This is a genomic window from Streptococcus parapneumoniae (assembly GCF_037076355.1).
Lineage (GTDB): Bacteria > Bacillota > Bacilli > Lactobacillales > Streptococcaceae > Streptococcus > Streptococcus parapneumoniae.
In genome coordinates this window covers 367684-387405 of record NZ_AP026968.1, presented here as the reverse complement: position 1 = coordinate 387405, position 19722 = coordinate 367684, and the positions used below count along the sequence as shown (strand labels likewise).

The 19722-nt window shown below is 41.5% G+C and carries 8 protein-coding genes, 19 tRNA genes, 3 rRNA genes and 1 pseudogene; 2 read left to right on the top strand and 29 right to left on the bottom strand.

Annotated elements, in window-relative coordinates:
• Positions 1-6: 6 nt before the first annotated feature.
• From SP4011_RS02145 to SP4011_RS02115, 7 genes are all read right to left on the bottom strand, one after another.
• Positions 7-1986, bottom strand: a complete 1980-nt coding sequence (locus SP4011_RS02145) for a peptide ABC transporter substrate-binding protein (protein WP_262081318.1) — start codon at positions 1984-1986, stop codon at positions 7-9.
• A 686-nt stretch (positions 1987-2672) separates the two neighbouring features.
• Complete coding sequence (locus SP4011_RS02140) at positions 2673-3866, bottom strand: O-antigen ligase family protein (protein WP_173233271.1); 1194 nt, start codon at positions 3864-3866, stop codon at positions 2673-2675.
• 137 nt (positions 3867-4003) lie between these two features.
• Complete coding sequence (gene gtfA, locus SP4011_RS02135; RefSeq protein ID WP_112445793.1) at positions 4004-5446, bottom strand: sucrose phosphorylase; 1443 nt, start codon at positions 5444-5446, stop codon at positions 4004-4006.
• 319 nt (positions 5447-5765) lie between these two features.
• Positions 5766-6599 (bottom strand): carbohydrate ABC transporter permease, encoded by an 834-nt coding sequence (locus SP4011_RS02130; RefSeq protein WP_338619649.1) that lies wholly within the window; start codon positions 6597-6599, stop codon positions 5766-5768.
• A gap of 16 nt (positions 6600-6615) precedes the next feature.
• On the bottom strand, positions 6616-7488 hold the full coding sequence (locus tag SP4011_RS02125) for a carbohydrate ABC transporter permease (RefSeq protein ID WP_001007715.1): 873 nt from the start codon (positions 7486-7488) through the stop codon (positions 6616-6618).
• 18 nt (positions 7489-7506) lie between these two features.
• A complete protein-coding gene (locus tag SP4011_RS02120; RefSeq protein ID WP_338619647.1) occupies positions 7507-8757 on the bottom strand; it encodes an extracellular solute-binding protein in 1251 nt (416 codons plus the stop codon).
• Between the two features lie 34 nt (positions 8758-8791).
• Positions 8792-10954 (bottom strand): alpha-galactosidase, encoded by a 2163-nt coding sequence (locus SP4011_RS02115; RefSeq protein ID WP_338619646.1) that lies wholly within the window; start codon positions 10952-10954, stop codon positions 8792-8794.
• A gap of 107 nt (positions 10955-11061) precedes the next feature.
• Between SP4011_RS02115 and SP4011_RS02110 the strand changes: the two are divergent.
• Positions 11062-11921 (top strand): annotated as a pseudogene (locus SP4011_RS02110) (AraC family transcriptional regulator).
• On the top strand, positions 11918-12853 hold the full coding sequence (birA, locus tag SP4011_RS02105) for a bifunctional biotin--[acetyl-CoA-carboxylase] ligase/biotin operon repressor BirA (RefSeq protein WP_338619645.1): 936 nt from the start codon (positions 11918-11920) through the stop codon (positions 12851-12853). Before SP4011_RS02110 ends, birA begins: the two are co-directional and overlap by 4 nt.
• Positions 12854-12978: 125 nt before the next feature.
• On the opposite strand, the gene SP4011_RS02100 is transcribed toward birA, so the two are convergent.
• The 22 genes from SP4011_RS02100 to SP4011_RS01995 form a co-directional block, all read right to left on the bottom strand.
• Positions 12979-13066: transfer RNA gene (locus SP4011_RS02100), tRNA-Ser, on the bottom strand.
• 6 nt (positions 13067-13072) lie between these two features.
• A tRNA-Ile gene (locus SP4011_RS02095) sits at positions 13073-13146 on the bottom strand.
• A gap of 35 nt (positions 13147-13181) precedes the next feature.
• Positions 13182-13252: transfer RNA gene (locus tag SP4011_RS02090), tRNA-Gly, on the bottom strand.
• A 20-nt stretch (positions 13253-13272) separates the two neighbouring features.
• Positions 13273-13345 (bottom strand) — tRNA-Phe (locus SP4011_RS02085).
• 3 nt (positions 13346-13348) lie between these two features.
• Positions 13349-13422 (bottom strand) — tRNA-Met (locus tag SP4011_RS02080).
• 9 nt (positions 13423-13431) lie between these two features.
• Positions 13432-13521, bottom strand: a tRNA-Ser gene (locus SP4011_RS02075).
• A gap of 10 nt (positions 13522-13531) precedes the next feature.
• Positions 13532-13605 (bottom strand) — tRNA-Ile (locus tag SP4011_RS02070).
• A gap of 13 nt (positions 13606-13618) precedes the next feature.
• Positions 13619-13692, bottom strand: a tRNA-Met gene (locus SP4011_RS02065).
• Positions 13693-13697: 5 nt separating this feature from the next.
• Positions 13698-13771, bottom strand: a tRNA-Pro gene (locus SP4011_RS02060).
• A 15-nt stretch (positions 13772-13786) separates the two neighbouring features.
• Positions 13787-13860, bottom strand: a tRNA-Arg gene (locus tag SP4011_RS02055).
• 11 nt (positions 13861-13871) lie between these two features.
• A tRNA-Leu gene (locus SP4011_RS02050) sits at positions 13872-13957 on the bottom strand.
• Positions 13958-13964: 7 nt separating this feature from the next.
• Positions 13965-14036, bottom strand: a tRNA-Gly gene (locus SP4011_RS02045).
• A 22-nt stretch (positions 14037-14058) separates the two neighbouring features.
• Positions 14059-14131, bottom strand: a tRNA-Thr gene (locus SP4011_RS02040).
• 18 nt (positions 14132-14149) lie between these two features.
• A tRNA-Leu gene (locus SP4011_RS02035) sits at positions 14150-14231 on the bottom strand.
• Positions 14232-14236: 5 nt separating this feature from the next.
• A tRNA-Lys gene (locus SP4011_RS02030) sits at positions 14237-14309 on the bottom strand.
• Between the two features lie 23 nt (positions 14310-14332).
• Positions 14333-14405: transfer RNA gene (locus tag SP4011_RS02025), tRNA-Asp, on the bottom strand.
• A gap of 2 nt (positions 14406-14407) precedes the next feature.
• Positions 14408-14480: transfer RNA gene (locus SP4011_RS02020), tRNA-Val, on the bottom strand.
• 4 nt (positions 14481-14484) lie between these two features.
• A 5S ribosomal RNA gene (gene rrf / locus SP4011_RS02015) occupies positions 14485-14600 on the bottom strand.
• Between the two features lie 76 nt (positions 14601-14676).
• Positions 14677-17577, bottom strand: a 23S ribosomal RNA gene (locus SP4011_RS02010).
• Between the two features lie 124 nt (positions 17578-17701).
• Positions 17702-17774: transfer RNA gene (locus SP4011_RS02005), tRNA-Ala, on the bottom strand.
• 51 nt (positions 17775-17825) lie between these two features.
• A 16S ribosomal RNA gene (locus tag SP4011_RS02000) occupies positions 17826-19371 on the bottom strand.
• The 16S, 23S and 5S rRNA genes sit together here with 19 tRNA genes alongside, the layout of an rRNA operon.
• Positions 19372-19615: 244 nt before the next feature.
• A tRNA-Glu gene (locus SP4011_RS01995) sits at positions 19616-19687 on the bottom strand.
• Between the last annotated feature and the right edge of the window lie 35 nt (positions 19688-19722).

The window sequence follows — 19722 nt, the reverse complement described above, 5'->3', positions numbered from 1 at the left end:
AATTATTTACTTCACATGACTTGCCAATTCTTTTTGAGCTTTCTCATTTGATTCAGCTTTTTCTTTCAACCATTTTTCACGAGCTTTTTCATACTCTTTCTTAGTCACCGCTTTATCTTGTAATTTCAAATATTTGAAGTAAACATCTGACCCCTTAGAGCCTGTTTGCGCAGAAGCTCCAGTAAATGGAACAACTCGTGAAAGCACCGGTGCTGCACCAGCAGAAGCCATAGCAGGAATAAAGAGTGAACTATCTGTCAACCATGCTTGAGCCGCTGCATATTTTTCATAACGGACATTCAAGTCGCTTGTCTCTTTGGCAGCTTCATCAACTAATTTATCGTATTCTTTCAAACCAACTTGAACTACTGAAGGGCTATTTGGATTATCAAATCCTAAATATGTTTTTGTAGTTTCACTACTAGTTGTTTTTAAAATATCCAGGTAAGTAGATGGGTCTTGATAGTCTGGCCCCCATGAAACTCCTCCCGATACATCCCAATCCTCAGCTGACGCATTAGCAGCATAGTAAGTGATATTAAGAAATTCATCTCTTGTCATTTGTTGAATATCAACCACGACATTTTCAGCACCAAGAACTGTTTCTACAGATTGTTTAAAGGACTGAATACGGGATATGTAGCCTTTTGCTGCTTGGTCTACTGGAACATCCAAATGAATAGGGAACTGAACGCCGTCTGCTTCTAAAGTTTTCTTAGCTTTTGCAAATTCTGCCTTGGCCTTGTCAGCATTGAATAAACCATCCTGCCCATCAGCTAAATTCACACCTTTCCACTCATCTCCATAGGCAGGAAGTTGAGCAGCGACTAAATCACCAAAGGTCTTCTCACCAACTGAAACAAAGTCTGGTTTTACAAATAAATTACGAACTGCTAAAGCTGCTCCATCTTTACCATTGATTTGAGCAGAGTAAGCTGAGCGATCAAAAGCAAAATTCAAGGCTTGACGGAAATCTTTGTTAAGCAATGCCTTCTTAGTAGAGGCTTTCTCTGAATCGGTAGTTTTAGAAGTATAGTTGTAACTTTGGCGATCAATATTCACACCTATACCAGCAATCCCAGAGTCTGGTTGTGTGTAATAGATATTGTCCTTGTATTCTTCTGCAACCTTAGAGTAGTTGGAACTGGTAGGGAAAAGACGAGCAAAACTATAAGCTCCACTAGTGAAGTTACGCTCTAGCGACTCCTGATCTGAGCCATCATAGTAAGCCAGATTTATAGTATCTAGGTGGACGTTTTCTTTGTCCCAATATTGTTCATTTTTTACAAACTCTACAGAAGATTTTGCAGTCAACCCTTTCAACAAGAATGGACCATTATAAAGCAAGGATGTCGGATCTGTTGGTTTAGCAAAATCGCTTCCTTTTGATGTTTCGAATTCTTCATTCAGAGGCCAGAAAATAGAATAAGTCAACTTAGAGTTCCAGAACGGTTCAGGCTGGTTCAAAGTGTATTGTAACGTATAATCATCAACCGCCTTGACACCAACTGTTGAAAAATCTGTTGAAGTTCCTGATAGATAATCTGCCAAGCCTTTAACCGAATTTTCAGCTAAATACATAGCTTCTGATTTTTTATCTGCTGCGTGTTTTAAACCGTTCACGAAATCTTTAGCCGTCACCTCTGCATATTCTTCTCCATCAGAGGTAAACCATTTAACCCCTTTACGAATCTTATAAGTATAGGTCAAACCATCCTTAGAGACTTCCCAATCCTCTGCAACTGCAGGAGCAAGATTCCCGTAATTATCGTTAGTGAATAAACCATCAATCCCATTTGAAGTCACTACTTTTGTACTATTTTTACTTGAAATCAGGTAGTCCAAGGTTTCTGGGTCTGCTGTATAAATATAGCCATAAGCTTTAGGGGCTGATGAATCAGATGATTTTGAAGAACTGCATGCTGCAAGTACACCTGCTGCTAATAAAACAAGACCTGCTGTAGCAAATACACGACTTTTTTTCATTTTCTACTCCTCTGTTTATGTGAATTATAGATTGACAACCATTATATCATATTATCCATTAAAAATCAAACAAATTTTCAGAATATTTAGGCTTATTAACACAAATTTTTCATTTTTTTTTGAATATATGATTCAAATTGTCGTTCGAAGTGTCAAAGACTACAGTGAAAATAGGAAATTTGGCTCAGAAACTTTGGAGCTTAGGAAGACCTATAGTAAAATGAAATACGGACGGAACAATGTGATTTTGGAATTCAAATTAAATTATAACAATATTGTAGAAGTATCATTCTAGTATTCAAGATTCAGTTTACTATGTCTTTTTCACACCAACCTTATTCCGAATTCAATTACTTTCGTGATTTACACATATAGATTAAGACTATCTTTTATACTTTAAAATTTTTCGCTACCTTATCCACTATATACGCCTTACTATCACGTTCCTGTTCATAGCGTACGATTTCACTATTGCTTTCTCTGACAATTCTTATTTCCTGCGTCAGACTTAAAACGATCTATCCCCAGACCATTTTAATCCACTACCTCACGATAGTCAGGCTTGGGGAGAGCTATTGTATTCACCGATAGTGGATCCCTACAGAGGACTTACACCTCAGATGCACGACATGTCCAGTGTATATAAAAATCTCCCACCCAAGGTAGAAGATTGTAATCTTATAAACTTAATCCGTCATGTCCGATACCAAGGTTCGATGCTCCAATGGAATACTGCACATAACTAACAAGAAAATAAAGCCTGACTGAATCCAGAAGAGGGCCAAGTCAAAGATTCCGTGCACAGCAACCACTGTAAGGAAAGATAGATAAAGGCCGATAATCGGGCGTTTCCCCGACTCCTGACTCATATCCATCATCAAGCGAACAGGAGCAACAGAAGACAAAACTAGTAAAATAGTTCCCACAATTCCGTAACTCAGAATCGTATCAATGTAAAGGCTGTGAGCATGTTCATGATAAGGAGCATTTATCCGAGGATACGAGTGCATGTAGGTCAATGGCCCCTCACCCCAGAAAGGATTTTGCTTAAATAAGGCCATCCCAGCATCCCAGATAGAAATGCGTTCTTCCATAGAAGAGTCTAAAGTCCCCATCCGAACTCCCAAATCACTAGAAAAGAGGAAGCTCAAGCCAATCGCAAAGACCCCAATACTAAGCCAAAAGGCCTTCCAATTTTTAATGGTCGTAAAGAGATAGATAATGGCTCCAGCGATAATAGCAGGAAAGGCAGTTCGATTTTGAGTAAAGTTCAAACCAAAGAGATTCACAAAGCCTGCAATCACACAGAATACTTTCAACCAATTCAACTTGGTCGTTGTAAACAAATAGAAGGCAATCATGATACAGAAACAACAAATAATTCCATAATAATTAGGATTAAAGAAGGTCACTTCTGCACGATTCTGATGCCACACCTGCATGTTAGGTGAAAGAAAAGCATAGTTGAATTTCTTCACAATTTGGAAATGCTCTAAACTCGCAAAAACAGCTGACAAGACGCTACCAAATAAGACGAGCTGCAAAATCAAGCGAAAGAATTTATGGGATAAAATCGACTGATAATACAAAAAGAAAATAGTAAATAGAAACATTCCTACTGAAGCCACAAGCCCCATCCAATTTTGTGCAAGAATGGATATAACAGTACTATAGCCAAGAAAAAGAAGCAGCATCGGATGCTCCCCCATTTTCTGAAGAATACTTTTCATGTCTCCTGTAAAAATCAAACTGATAATATATAAACAGAATACAACTACAAAAAGATAAAAGGGCAAAAAGATACTCAGGATAATTCCCAATAAAATCAGCTCTTTACTAGACAACCCTTTCAGCTTTTCAATAAAGCCTATTGATTTCAAAATGAATCCTTTCTCTCCAAATCAGTTGATTCAGATAATAGTAAGCTATCCTATATTGTACCACTTTTTTAGCAATTTGAAAACAAGGGAAACGTTTACTAAAATAAAAAAACTATTTTATCAACCATATCAAGGCTTCAAAATGTTACTTCAACTCCATTCTCAATTACCCGATAAGTCTGATTTTGCAAATCAATTTCTGCTACTGCTGTTACGGACTTATCTTTATTTTGACGTTTGATTACAATGCTTTGAGCTGTTGGTGTTTCAACGTCAATAGTCCCTCCTAGATCAAAGGCTTCTAAACGGTTACGGAAAGAAAATAGATTGAGAAGGGCCTTCACTACAGGACGTTGGACCTCTTCTGATATTTCCTCATTGCTATAGTAATGACGATTAATATTTCGACCTTCTTTAGTTTCTTCTAACAATTTCAAGTCATTCTTGCCTGCTAATAGACCTACATAGTAAATCTGAGGAATACCTGGGGCAAAAGCTTGAATTAGACGAGCGAGAAAATACTTGACATCATCGTCTCCAAGCGCAGAATAGTAGGTTGAATTGATTTGGTAGATATCTAAATTGTTATACTCGGCACTAGAGTACTTACGTTTGACATTCGCTCCAACCTTATAGAGTTCATTTGAAGCATAGTCAATTTCCTCATCAGTCAGGATATCCTTGACATCTACTACTCCAATCCCATCATGGGTGTCTAGCGTCGTAAATTGCTTCATTGGGCTCATCTTTAACCACTTAGCCAAACGCTCTGTTCTGGAACTGTAAAGAGTATAAAGTGTCACCATTGGAAGAGCAAAATCATAAACATAGTAATCGTGATCCGCTATTTTAAACTGAATCGAATAATGTTCATGAATCTCAGGTAAGAGCTCTGTTCCATACTCAGCAGCGATGTCTCGAACTTTGTCCAATAAATCCCAAATATCTGGTTCCACAAAGAAATCATTGGTATCCAATTTCTTCACTGCATAAGCAAAGGCATCTAAGCGAATCAAATCACACCCATTACTTGCCAAGTGCTGAATGGTCTTACGGATAAATTCCATCGTTACTTCTTTGGTCACATCAAGATCAATCTGCTCCTCACCAAAGGTATTCCACAAATGTTCCACTGACCCATCTGCAAAGACAATCTCTTGCTTTGGTGCACGATCCTTACGCTTGTAAATTAAGTCTACATCAGCTTGTGTCGGACGATTTTCCGGCCAAAACTTATCCCAGTTTAAAAAGAGATCTTTAAATTCACTGGCTTCATGTTTTTCTTGATAGTCCTTATAATACTTAGATTGACGAGAAATATGGTTAATCATAAAGTCAAACATAAGATAATATTTCTCACCTAAACGCTTAACATCCTCCCAATCACCAAAAGCTGAGTCCACTTCGTCGTAGTCAACTGGCGCAAATCCACGATCACCTGTTGATGGGAAAAATGGTAGAAGGTGAACTCCCCCAATAGCATCTCCAAAATGCTCTTCCAAATTATCATATAAGTCTTTAAGATTATTTCCCAGACTATCTGAATAGGTAATCAACATGGTTTTATTTTGAATTGGCATCATTACTCTCCTTTTTCTAATTGAAGCCAAGTCTCATATGACTTGGCTTCGTAAATCAAATTCATGTTATACTCTTCGAAAATCTCTTCAAACCACGTCAGCTTTATCTGCAACCTCAAAGCTGTGCTTTGAGCAACCTGCGGCTAGCTTCCTAGTTTGCTCTTTGATTTTCATTGAGTATTAAATCTCTGTTTATCATCAAACTCGTACTAAATATAGACTTCAATAAACTAAGTACTACTTTCTTGTTTTCACATAAAATTGTCAACTAGCTGAACTATTCCTCTGTATCAGGAATCATAGCTTCTCTAGTCTCTTCTTACTTCACTGCTCCGTTGCTCATTCCTGAAATAATATGTTTTTGGAAGATGAGGTAGACGACAGTAATTGTTACAATTCCAACAATATAGGATGCAAAACTTGGCCCATAGTCATTAAAATACTGACCTTGGTAGTTATACTGGAAGAGAGGCAAAGTCCACAGCTTGGAATCCTTATTCAAAATCAACAATGGCAACATAAAGTCATTCCAGAACCATAATGCATTGATAATCAAGGTTGTAGCATGCATAGGCTTCAGCATTGGAAAGATAATTCGACGGTAAGTTGTAAATCGATCAGCCCCATCAATTTCCGCAGCTTCATCTAAACTATCTGGTACACTGATTTTAATATAACCGACATACAAGAAGAGGGTCTGTGGAATTGCATAAGTTAGATAGAGTAGTACCAACCCCCACATATTTGCCAGGCCGAGTTTACTCATCATAACTGTAATAGGAATCATAATCACCTGAAATGGAACAAATATCCCTAAGATCAAGAGCGAATACATAATTGCAAAGGCTTTTTTCTTGGACATATTTCGAGCAATGGAATAGGCTGCAGCTGGTATAAAGAAGGCTACTACAATCAATGATAATACCGTAATAACAGCTGAATTCCAGAAATAACCTCCAATCCCATCCGAAACCAATCGTTCATAATTGCTTAATGTAAAAGGATTGGGCAAACTAAAGAAATGATTCATGATATCCTTGGTTGTCTTGAAGGAACTAAAAACCGTTACCAACAAAGGAACAAGTATAAGAATACCACCTACTATCAAGAGGACATACTTCCAAAACTGATTCAATTTTTCTTCTTTTTTCATGTGTAAGACTCCCCTATTAGATTTCAAATTTCTTTGATAGTTTGATTTGGATCAGAGAAACAATTCCAATAATTAAGAATAAAATCAAGGCAATTGCATTCGCATATCCATATTGATTACTCTTGAAGGCATAGTTATAGACTAAAAGACCAAGAGACGTTGTAGCATTATTAGGACCACCACTCGTCAAGGCAAAAATTTGATCAAAGGCAGTCAAACCGGACTTAAGAGCTAGGATAAAAACCATAGAAATCGTTGGCAACAAATATGGTAATTCAATTTTCCAAAAAGTTTGTTTGCTTGTTGCACCATCAATTGATGCCGCCTCCAAAATATCAGATGGAATACTCTGAAGACCAGCAAGAAAGAGAATAATTGGCATTGCTACTCCTTGCCATAGAAGAACAAAAATAGTTGCCACTACCGCTCCGATTGGTGTTCCTAATAGACTTTCTTGTAAAAAACTAATCCCTAAAATTTTTCCAATCGTTGGAAGACCATAGTTGAAGAATTGTTTAAAAATCAAGGAAACTGTCAAACCAGACAAAACCGCCGGGAAAAAGAACCATGCTCTAAAGAAGGTCTGCCCTTTCATCTTAGAATTCAAGGCTCGAGCCACAACCATCCCAATTGTAATCTCTCCAATAATCAATGCCAGGGTTAAAATCAAAGTAAAAGCAATGGCTGTGAAGAATTTCCCATCAATCATCAGCAATTTGTAGTTATTCAGACCAACAAATTTATAATTGTAGGTCAATCCAGTCCAGTTAGTCAAACTATAGAAAGCACCTTGCACCATCGGAAAGTAAAAGAAGATAGCTTGTAATGCCAGCGGGATGAGCAAAAAAGTCCAACCCCAGTATTTATTTAAAATTTTTCGAATAGCCATATCATCTTAACTCCTATTCTAGTCCAAATCTGCCTTCATTGGATTAAAGAAAGCATTGAGATTGTTTGCCATATTTTTCAGATTTTTATCTATCAAGTAACCTGCACTTAGATTAAAAAAATCTTCTTCAGAATTCCAGTGTTGGCCCAACCAAACATAATGTTTATCCGTAAATGCTAGTTTAGAAATCTCTGCAAGTGCTGAATCTTCTTTTTCCTGTACACCTTTTACAGCAACTGGTGATCCATCCACATCATAATATGCTTGCATAGCTTTTGAACTAGTCATATAGCTGATAAATTCTTCGGTTTCTTTAGGATGTTTGGTAGTAGCTGAAGTTGATAGTGCCATGTCCCCTGCACCAACAGTGACTTCTTTTCCTACTTCTTCTCCTGGGAAGGCAAACATCCCCACATCAAATTTTGGATCCTGTTGATTAATTGCTGCTAATGCCCATGATCCTTGTGGCATCATCAAGGCTTTTTCATTCGAGAATGCTACCACCGCATCATTATAAGAAGCACCACGCCATCCATCTTGAGCATTGTCTGCCAACAAATCTAGTCGTTCTGCATCTGCTTTTAAAATAGCATCATCTACAGAGATAGCGTTTGGTTTTGAAAAGCGAAGATAGTTATTAGCTGCGTCTCCACTGCCTGTAATGGTAATGAGAGAAAGTTGGTGATAACCGTTTAATGTCCATCCTTCATTGCCTGCAACTGCAAACGGAGAATTCCCACTATCTTTTATCTTTTTAACAATCTCTTGAAACTTTTTAAAAGTCTTCGGTTCCTCAAGTCCTAATTCTTTAAACTTTGTTTTATTGTAATAGATTCCATAAAGGTTAGCAGTTAAAGGAACACTATAAATCTTATTATTGATTGCATACTTTTCTGCATAGTCATTCTTAATGTTCTCAAGATAAGATTTCCCTGTCATATCTGTAAAGTAACCTGCTTTTGCCCACTCCTGAAAATCTATATTTTGAGGATAGATATTAACAATATCTGGAACATCTCCTGATAAAATCCGAGTCTTCAGAACAATTCCAGCTGCCGGAACAGTCGTCAGTTTTACATCAATAGTAGGATGATCCTTTTCAAAATGATCTACAATTTTTTGCAAAGTATCCGCCATTTCGGTCTTCTGGTTAAAAAATTCAATCATTACCTTTCCATCAGTCGATTGATTATTCTGACCACAAGCTGCTAGGCCTAGTACACTAGCACCAGCTGCTAAAAGAAAACCTGCTTTCTTATACCATTTCATTGGAAAGCCTCCTTTATAAATTTATACACCTTTATTATAGTCTTCTAAAAATATACTGTCTACTCAAAAAATCTCCTTGGGATAAGATAACAGTTAAGCCTGCATACATGAGTTCTGCACCTGAGTAAACTTCGCCATTTTCCTGTAATTCATACAGTCCCTCTTCATCCAAATCTTTTAACTTTAAAGTTGTTTCCATTGTCTCTACAACTGACAAAACGCGAACGTAGGTTACAATCGTTTGATTTTTGTAATTAAATTGTACAGCTGCTTCATTGGATTCAGTATCAGGGTTAATGAGTCTATACTGTTGTCCTAACTGAACTACTGGTCGTAATTCTTTATACAAGTTCACCTGATTAGCAATCGTAGCTTTCTCTTCATCGGATAAACTTGTCAAATCAAGCTCATATCCCAAATTTCCCATCATTGCTACATGACCACGAGTTTCCAATAGTGTCATCCGTCCCATCTGATGATTCGGTACTGCTGACACATGAGCCCCCATAGAAATGGTTGGATAGAGATAGGATGAGCCATATTGAATTGGTAAACGTGCAATAGCATCTGTATTATCACTAGCCCAGACTTGTGGAAAATAGCGCATCATACCAAGATCATTTCGTCCACCACCACCAGAGCAGGACTCAAAGAGAATATGGCTGTGCTTCTCTGTCAGATAAGCGACAAGTTCATAAAGCCCCAGCATGTACTGATGAGATTGCATCTGTGTTTCTAGATAAGTAAAGCCATTTCCTAGCTTAGTCATATTACGATTCATATCCCATTTAATGTAATCAATCTCATGATAAGATAGGAGTTCATCTAAGACATTTTTCAAGTATTCTACTACCTGAGGATTGGCAAGATTAAGTACTAATTGATTCCGAGAATAAGTATGCTCATAGCCAGGAACCTGAATAGCCCAGTCAGGATGTTTACGATACAAATCACTATCTACAGAAATCATCTCAGGTTCTAACCAAATCCCAAACTGCAAACCTCTTTCGTGGATTGCTGAAATCAGACTTTCTAGACTTCCACCCAGCTTTTTCTCATTAACACTCCAGTCACCTAAAGCACGATTATCATCAAAACGATTGCCAAACCAACCATCATCTAATACAAAAAGTTCAATTCCAACTTTCTTAGCTTCATCAGCTAGTTCTAACAGTTTTTCTCTCTGAAAGTCAAAGTAAGTAGCTTCCCAGTTATTGATTAGAATTGGGCGTTCTTTTGTAGAAAATTTACTTGGCAGAATGTGCTTCAGTACAAAATTATGACTTTCATGACTAACACCAGTTAATCCCTTATCTGAATAAGTCACTAAAGCTACCGGTGTTTCAAAGTATTCCTCAGGGTCTAACTTCCAAGAAAAATTTTCCGGATTTATGCCAATAGCCACCCGAACTTCATTCAATTGATTTTTTTGAACAAAAGCTTCAAAGTTTCCACTATACATTAGTTGAATAGCAAACACATTCCCTGCATCCTCTGTGACTCCTTGATCACATAGTAGAAGAGCTGGTGTTTGAGCATGCCCAGAAGCTCCACGGTTCGAACTAATCGAAAAGATTCCTTGTTCTACCTGTTGACGTCGAACAGTCTTTTCACGAGCATAAGCACCCTGCAGAGTTACTATTTCGTAAGATGCCGCTGGAACATCAGCCATAAAAGAAAAATCTTTATGGATAACAACTTCCTGGTTACTATTATTCTCCAATTTACTGTAGCTAGCAATTGTCGCAGCATTATTAAAAGCAGTATAATACAAATTCAGACTAAGTTGAGCCTTAGAATCTTCTAACATCAAGACAAGAGTCTCTGTATCGTCCATGCTATGTGGAGAAGGTAAGCCCTGTGGACCATTCTGACCTTTTAAAATCTTTGCTTCTACAAATCGAAAGTCTGTTACTTCAGTTGCATCATGCTGAACCTGTAAAGTTGGTTTTCTAAAGTCACCCAAACCATGTTGTCCAAAAATTTGACGTTGCGTATCTAAGCTAAAGGTTCGATTAGTAGCTGTTGGATTTCCTGAAAAGGCATGGTCTCGTTCATAAACACTATTGGAACCTTTATAGTTCTTAATAGGCTTTCCTAAATGTTTCAAAAGTAAGTACCCACCACGATTTTCAATAATCAAGCTTAGATTTTTACTCTCAACATAAAATAGATTATTCTCTATCCTAACTCCCATTTACTTCACCTCATCACTTTATTGACTCTATTTTATCATCTGAAATCGCTTTCTAAAATAGAAAAATGTCTCAAGAATATGGTAAAATGTTAGGTAGGAGGTAGCACATGCTAGTTTTTTCAGAATACCAGACTGGAACAATTGACCTTTCCCTAAGCTTTTATGGATATGAGGAATGCACACCTAATTACTCTTTTGGTCCAGCAATTCGAGATACATACGTTCTACATTACATTACTAAAGGACAAGGAAAATTTCATTACAAGGGTAAAATTGTTGATTTAAAAGAAGGAGATTTCTTTCTATTAAAACCAGATGAACTAACCTTTTATCAAGCAGATAGTAAAGAACCTTGGGCCTACTACTGGTTAGGAATCACTGGAGGGAAAGCTCCTGACTATTTTGCTCTTTCTCAAATTTCTGACCAATCCTATCTCGTCCAATCTGAAACTTGTCATACTCAGTCTACTGCAAAACTCATCTCAGACATTGTCCGCTTCGCTCAGATTACAAAATCAAATGAATTAGCTCAACTCCATATCATGGGACAACTCCATGAACTGATGTTTCATCTGGGAACTATTGCTCCCAATCAGAAAAAAAAGAATATTTCATCAACCTACCAACTCTATCTTGAATGCAAACGATTAATTGATAGCCACTATCCTCAATCACTTACAATTCAAGATTTAGCAAAAGAGCTATCCGTTCACAGAAGCTACTTATCAAGCGTATTCAAAGAATTTAATACCTTATCACCCAAAGAATACCTACTCTACGTTCGAATGCACCGAGCTAAACAACTTCTCGAAAATACCCAAGAGTCCATCAAGGTAATTGCATACTCAGTAGGTTTTTCAGATCCACTCCATTTTTCAAAAGCTTATAAACAATACTTTAATCAGACTCCAAGTCATACAAGAAAAGATACTCTCAGTACCAACTAGTGAGAAAGGAAACACTATGAAATCCTACCAAGCTGTCTACCAGATTCTAGCTAAAGAAACCGATTATATCAGCGGAGAAAAAATCGCAGAAGAACTATCCCTCAGCAGAACATCAATTTGGAAAGCCATCAGGCGGCTAGAACAAGAAGGCATTGAAATTGATAGTATCAAAAACAAAGGCTATAAACTGGTGAATGGTGACCTTATTCTTCCAGAGATTCTAGAAGAAAATCTTCCAATTAAAGTCAGCTTTAAAACCGAAACAAAATCAACACAACTAGATGCAAAAGAAGCAATTGATTTAGGCCATGAAGCAAATACCCTCTATCTAGCTTCCTATCAAACAGCAGGCCGAGGCCGTTTTCAACGTTCCTTCTACTCACCACAAGGTGGTATTTATATGACACTCCATCTCAAACCAAATCTTCCTTACGACAAATTACCGTCCTACACACTACTTGTAGCAGGAGCTATCTACAAAGCTATTAAGAACCTAACTTTAATAGATGTCGACATAAAATGGGTCAATGATATCTATCTAAACAATCATAAAATTGGAGGAATTCTCACTGAAGCAATGACCTCTGTAGAAACAAGCTTAGTCACAGATATCATTATTGGAGTAGGTATCAATTTCACCATTAAAGACTTCCCTCAGGAATTAAAAGAAAAAGCTGCTAGCTTATTTAAAACTACAGCTCCTATAACAAGGAATGAATTGATCATAGAAATCTGGCGTGCTTTCTTCGAAACACCAGCAGAGGAGCTATTATACCTATATAAAAAACAGTCATTCGTTCTAGGAAAAGAAGTTACTTTCACACTAGATCAAAAAGACCACAAGGGACTTGCTAAAGACATCTCAGAAAATGGAAAACTTTTAATTCAATGTGATAATGGAAAAGAAATCTGGCTCAATAGCGGAGAAATTTCTCTCAATAGTTGGAAGTAAAATAACACAATTATAATATAAACGATATAAAAATAACTTCAGATTAGTAATTCAATTAAGTTTTACAGATCTGAAGTTTTATTGTTTCTAAAAGTAAAAAAGAGAGTTACAAACTCTCATTAAAACGGAGAATAAGGGATTCGAACCCTTGCGCCAGTTACCCGACCTAACGATTTAGCAAACCGTCCTCTTCAGCCTCTTGAGTAATTCTCCAATTAATGGGCACGAGTGGACTCGAACCACCGACCTCACGCTTATCAGGCGTGCGCTCTAACCACCTGAGCTACGCGCCCAAGTTAAAAAACTTGGTAATTTGAACAAAGTTCAAAGCGGGTGACGAGAATCGAACTCGCGACAACAGCTTGGAAGGCTGTAGTTTTACCACTAAACTACACCCGCATACATACTATAAGTAAAAATGGCGCGAGACGGAATCGAACCGCCGACACATGGAGCTTCAATCCATTGCTCTACCAACTGAGCTACCGAGCCTTATTGCGGGAGCAGGATTTGAACCTACGACCTTCGGGTTATGAGCCCGACGAGCTACCGAGCTGCTCCATCCCGCGTTAATAAAAAGGAGGATGTGGGATTCGAACCCACGCACGCTTTTACACGCCTGACGGTTTTCAAGACCGTTCCCTTCAGCCGGACTTGGGTAATCCTCCAATATTCAAATGGACCTTGTAGGACTTGAACCTACGACCACTCGGTTATGAGCCGAGAGCTCTAACCAGCTGAGCTAAAGGTCCAACAAGATCTTTATAGCGGCGAAGGGGATCGAACCCCCGACCTCCCGGGTATGAACCGGACGCTCTAGCCAGCTGAGCTACACCGCCATGAATCGGGAAGACAGGATTCGAACCTGCGACACCTTGGTCCCAAACCAAGTACTCTACCAAGCTGAGCTACTTCCCGAGTTAAAAAGAAAAATGCACCCTAGAGGAGTCGAACCTCTAACCGCCTGATTCGTAGTCAGGTACTCTATCCAGTTGAGCTAAGGGTGCTCATTATATTATGCCGAGGACCGGAATCGAACCGGTACGATCGTTACCAATCGCAGGATTTTAAGTCCTGTGCGTCTGCCAGTTCCGCCACCCCGGCCTCTCTAAGCGAACGACGGGATTCGAACCCGCGACCCCCACCTTGGCAAGGTGGTGTTCTACCACTGAACTACGTTCGCACTGTTTTCTTCTATCTAAAAATGCCGGCTACATGACTTGAACACGCGACCCTCTGATTACAAATCAGATGCTCTACCAACTGAGCTAAGCCGGCTCATTTATTATATCTTAATGCGGGTTAAGGGACTTGAACCCCCACGCCGTTAAGCGCCAGATCCTAAATCTGGTGCGTCTGCCAATTCCGCCAAACCCGCAGATATGACCCGTACTGGGCTCGAACCAGTGACCCATTGATTAAAAGTCAATTGCTCTACCAACTGAGCTAACGAGTCTAAAATAACTTCCGTTATTCTAACGGTCCCGACGGGAATCGAACCCGCGATCTTCGCCGTGACAGGGCGACGTGATAACCGCTACACTACGGGACCTTTGGGAGTTAACGGGATCGAACCGCTGACCCTCTGCTTGTAAGGCAGATGCTCTCCCAGCTGAGCTAAACTCCCTAGAGCTAAGCGACTTCCATATCTCACAGGGGGCAACCCCCAACTACTTCCGGCGTTCTAGGGCTTAACTTCTGTGTTCGGCATGGGTACAGGTGTATCTCCTAGGCTATCGTCACTTAACTCTGAGTAATACCTACTCAAAATTGAATATCTATTCAAACCAAGAAAACCTCTCGCTTTCGTATTCTCAGTTACTTTGGATAAGTCCTCGAGCTATTAGTATTAGTCCGCTACATGTGTCGCCACACTTCCACTTCTAACCTATCTACCTGATCATCTCTCAGGGCTCTTACTGATATATAATCATGGGAAATCTCATCTTGAGGTGGGTTTCACACTTAGATGCTTTCAGCGTTTATCCCTTCCCTACATAGCTACCCAGCGATGCCTTTGGCAAGACAACTGGTACACCAGCGGTAAGTCCACTCTGGTCCTCTCGTACTAGGAGCAGATCCTCTCAAATTTCCTACGCCCGCGACGGATAGGGACCGAACTGTCTCACGACGTTCTGAACCCAGCTCGCGTGCCGCTTTAATGGGCGAACAGCCCAACCCTTGGGACCGACTACAGCCCCAGGATGCGACGAGCCGACATCGAGGTGCCAAACCTCCCCGTCGATGTGAACTCTTGGGGGAGATAAGCCTGTTATCCCCAGGGTAGCTTTTATCCGTTGAGCGATGGCCCTTCCATACGGAACCACCGGATCACTAAGCCCGACTTTCGTCCCTGCTCGAGTTGTAGCTCTCGCAGTCAAGCTCCCTTATACCTTTACACTCTGCGAATGATTTCCAACCATTCTGAGGGAACCTTTGGGCGCCTCCGTTACCTTTTAGGAGGCGACCGCCCCAGTCAAACTGCCCGTCAGACACTGTCTCCGATAGGGATCACCTATCTGGGTTAGAGTGGCCATAACACAAGGGTAGTATCCCAACAACGTCTCCTTCGAAACTGGCGTCCCGATCTCATAGACTCCTACCTATCCTGTACATGTGGTACAGACACTCAATATCAAACTGCAGTAAAGCTCCATGGGGTCTTTCCGTCCTGTCGCGGGTAACCTGCATCTTCACAGGTACTAAAATTTCACCGAGTCTCTCGTTGAGACAGTGCCCAAATCATTACGCCTTTCGTGCGGGTCGGAACTTACCCGACAAGGAATTTCGCTACCTTAGGACCGTTATAGTTACGGCCGCCGTTTACTGGGGCTTCAATTCATACCTTCGCTTACGCTAAGCACTCCTCTTAACCTTCCAGCACCGGGCAGGCGTCACCCCCTATACATCATCTTACGATTTAGCAGAGAGCTGTGTTTTTGATAAACAGTTGCTTGGGCCTATTCACTGCGGCTGACTTAAAGTCAGCACCCCTTCTCCCGAAGTTACGGGGTCATTTTGCCGAGTTCCTTAACGAGAGTTCTCTCGCTCACCTGAGGCTACTCGCCTCGACTACCTGTGTCGGTTTGCGGTACGGGTAGAGTATGTTTAAACGCTAGAAGCTTTTCTTGGCAGTGTGACGTCACTAACTTCGCTACTAAACTTCGCTCCCCATCACAGCTCAATGTTATAGAACTAAGCATTTAACTCAATTCACACCTCACTGCTTAGACAGACACTTCCAATCGTCTGCTTTAGTTAGCCTACTGCGTCCCTCCATCACTACATACTCTAGTACAGGAATATCAACCTGTTGTCCATCGGATACACCTTTCGGTCTCTCCTTAGGTCCCGACTAACCCAGGGCGGACGAGCCTTCCCCTGGAAACCTTAGTCTTACGGTGGACAGGATTCTCACCTGTCTTTCGCTACTCATACCGGCATTCTCACTTCTATGCGTTCCAGCACTCCTCACGGTACACCTTCTTCACACATAGAACGCTCTCCTACCATACCTATAAAGGTATCCACAGCTTCGGTAAATTGTTTTAGCCCCGGTACATTTTCGGCGCAGGGTCACTCGACTAGTGAGCTATTACGCACTCTTTGAATGAATAGCTGCTTCTAAGCTAACATCCTAGTTGTCTGTGCAACCCCACATCCTTTTCCACTTAACAATTATTTTGGGACCTTAGCTGGTGGTCTGGGCTGTTTCCCTTTCGACTACGGATCTTAGCACTCGCAGTCTGACTGCCGACCATAATTCATTGGCATTCGGAGTTTATCTGAGATTGGTAATCCGGGATGGACCCCTCACCCAAACAGTGCTCTACCTCCAAGAATCTTTATGTCGACGCTAGCCCTAAAGCTATTTCGGAGAGAACCAGCTATCTCCAAGTTCGTTTGGAATTTCTCCGCTACCCACAAGTCATCCAAGCACTTTTCAACGTGCCCTGGTTCGGTCCTCCAGTGCGTCTTACCGCACCTTCAACCTGCTCATGGGTAGGTCACATGGTTTCGGGTCTACGTCATGATACTAATTCGCCCTATTCAGACTCGGTTTCCCTACGGCTCCGTCTCTTCAACTTAACCTCGCATCATAACGTAACTCGCCGGTTCATTCTACAAAAGGCACGCTCTCACCCATTAACGGGCTCGAACTTGTTGTAGGCACACGGTTTCAGGTTCTATTTCACTCCCCTCCCGGGGTGCTTTTCACCTTTCCCTCACGGTACTGGTTCACTATCGGTCACTAGGGAGTATTTAGGGTTGGGAGATGGTCCTCCCAGATTCCGACGGGATTTCACGTGTCCCGCCGTACTCAGGATACTGCTAGGTACAAAGACTATTTTAAATACGAGGCTATTACTCTCTTTGGCTGATCTTCCCAAATCATTCTTCTATAATCTTTGAGTCCACATTGCAGTCCTACAACCCCGAAGAGTAAACTCTTCGGTTTGCCCTCCTGCCGTTTCGCTCGCCGCTACTAAGGCAATCGCTTTTGCTTTCTCTTCCTGCAGCTACTTAGATGTTTCAGTTCACTGCGTCTTCCTCCTCACATCCTTAACAGATGCGGGTAACAGGTAGTACCTGTTGGGTTCCCCCATTCGGAAATCCCTGGATCATCGCTTACTTACAGCTACCCAAGGCATATCGTCGTTTGTCACGTCCTTCTTCGGCTCCTAGTGCCAAGGCATCCACCGTGCGCCCTTATTAACTTAACCTTATTTTCTGACCTTTCAGTCATAAACTCTTATTAATACTACAGCGTTTTCGGTTTATTTTCTTGTTACTATTTGATATAGATATTCAATTTTCAATGTGCATTACTTGGTGATCTCTCACCAATGGAGCCTAGCGGGATCGAACCGCTGACCTCCTGCGTGCAAAGCAGGCGCTCTCCCAGCTGAGCTAAGGCCCCACAAGACCTCTCAAGACTAAACAAGACCAATGCGCAGTTCCTTATCCTTAGAAAGGAGGTGATCCAGCCGCACCTTCCGATACGGCTACCTTGTTACGACTTCACCCCAATCATCTATCCCACCTTAGGCGGCTGGCTCCTTACGGTTACCTCACCGACTTCGGGTGTTACAAACTCTCGTGGTGTGACGGGCGGTGTGTACAAGGCCCGGGAACGTATTCACCGCGGCGTGCTGATCCGCGATTACTAGCGATTCCGACTTCATGTAGGCGAGTTGCAGCCTACAATCCGAACTGAGACTGGCTTTAAGAGATTAGCTTGCCGTCACCGGCTTGCGACTCGTTGTACCAGCCATTGTAGCACGTGTGTAGCCCAGGTCATAAGGGGCATGATGATTTGACGTCATCCCCACCTTCCTCCGGTTTATTACCGGCAGTCTCGCTAGAGTGCCCAACTGAATGATGGCAACTAACAATAGGGGTTGCGCTCGTTGCGGGACTTAACCCAACATCTCACGACACGAGCTGACGACAACCATGCACCACCTGTCACCTCTGTCCCGAAGGAAAGCTCTATCTCTAGAGCGGTCAGAGGGATGTCAAGACCTGGTAAGGTTCTTCGCGTTGCTTCGAATTAAACCACATGCTCCACCGCTTGTGCGGGCCCCCGTCAATTCCTTTGAGTTTCAACCTTGCGGTCGTACTCCCCAGGCGGAGTGCTTAATGCGTTAGCTACGGCACTAAACCCCGGAAAGGGTCTAACACCTAGCACTCATCGTTTACGGCGTGGACTACCAGGGTATCTAATCCTGTTTGCTCCCCACGCTTTCGAGCCTCAGCGTCAGTTACAAGCCAGAGAGCCGCTTTCGCCACCGGTGTTCCTCCATATATCTACGCATTTCACCGCTACACATGGAATTCCACTCTCCCCTCTTGCACTCAAGTTAAACAGTTTCCAAAGCGTACTATGGTTAAGCCACAGCCTTTAACTTCAGACTTATCTAACCGCCTGCGCTCGCTTTACGCCCAATAAATCCGGACAACGCTCGGGACCTACGTATTACCGCGGCTGCTGGCACGTAGTTAGCCGTCCCTTTCTGGTAAGATACCGTCACAGTGTGAACTTTCCACTCTCACACTCGTTCTTCTCTTACAACAGAGCTTTACGATCCGAAAACCTTCTTCACTCACGCGGCGTTGCTCGGTCAGACTTCCGTCCATTGCCGAAGATTCCCTACTGCTGCCTCCCGTAGGAGTCTGGGCCGTGTCTCAGTCCCAGTGTGGCCGATCACCCTCTCAGGTCGGCTATGTATCGTCGCCTTGGTGAGCCGTTACCCCACCAACTAGCTAATACAACGCAGGTCCATCTGGTAGTGATGCATTTGCACCTTTTAAGCAAATGTCATGCAACATCTACTCTTATGCGGTATTAGCTATCGTTTCCAATAGTTATCCCCCGCTACCAGGCAGGTTACCTACGCGTTACTCACCCGTTCGCAACTCATCCAGAGAAGCAAGCTCCTCCTTCAGCGTTCTACTTGCATGTATTAGGCACGCCGCCAGCGTTCGTCCTGAGCCAGGATCAAACTCTCATTAAAAAGTTTGAGTTCTCACTCATTTCTGTCACTGACAGATTTATTGTTTTTTTCATTGTTCAGTACTACAACCTTAGTTGTAGTGCCCTGCACATTGGTTCGTCTTGTTCAGTTTTCAAAGGTCTTTGTCACTCGCTTCTCTCAAGCGACAACTATATTAGTATATCACAGTCGCTTTCGCTTGTCAACACTTTTTTGAAACTTTTTTAAAACTTTTTTCATCAAGTGTTCCTACCGCAACATACCATAGTCCGTACGGGATTCGAACCCGTGTTACCGCCGTGAAAAGGCGGTGTCTTAACCCCTTGACCAACGGACCAGAGGTGTTATTTTCAACTCTTACTATTATACAGG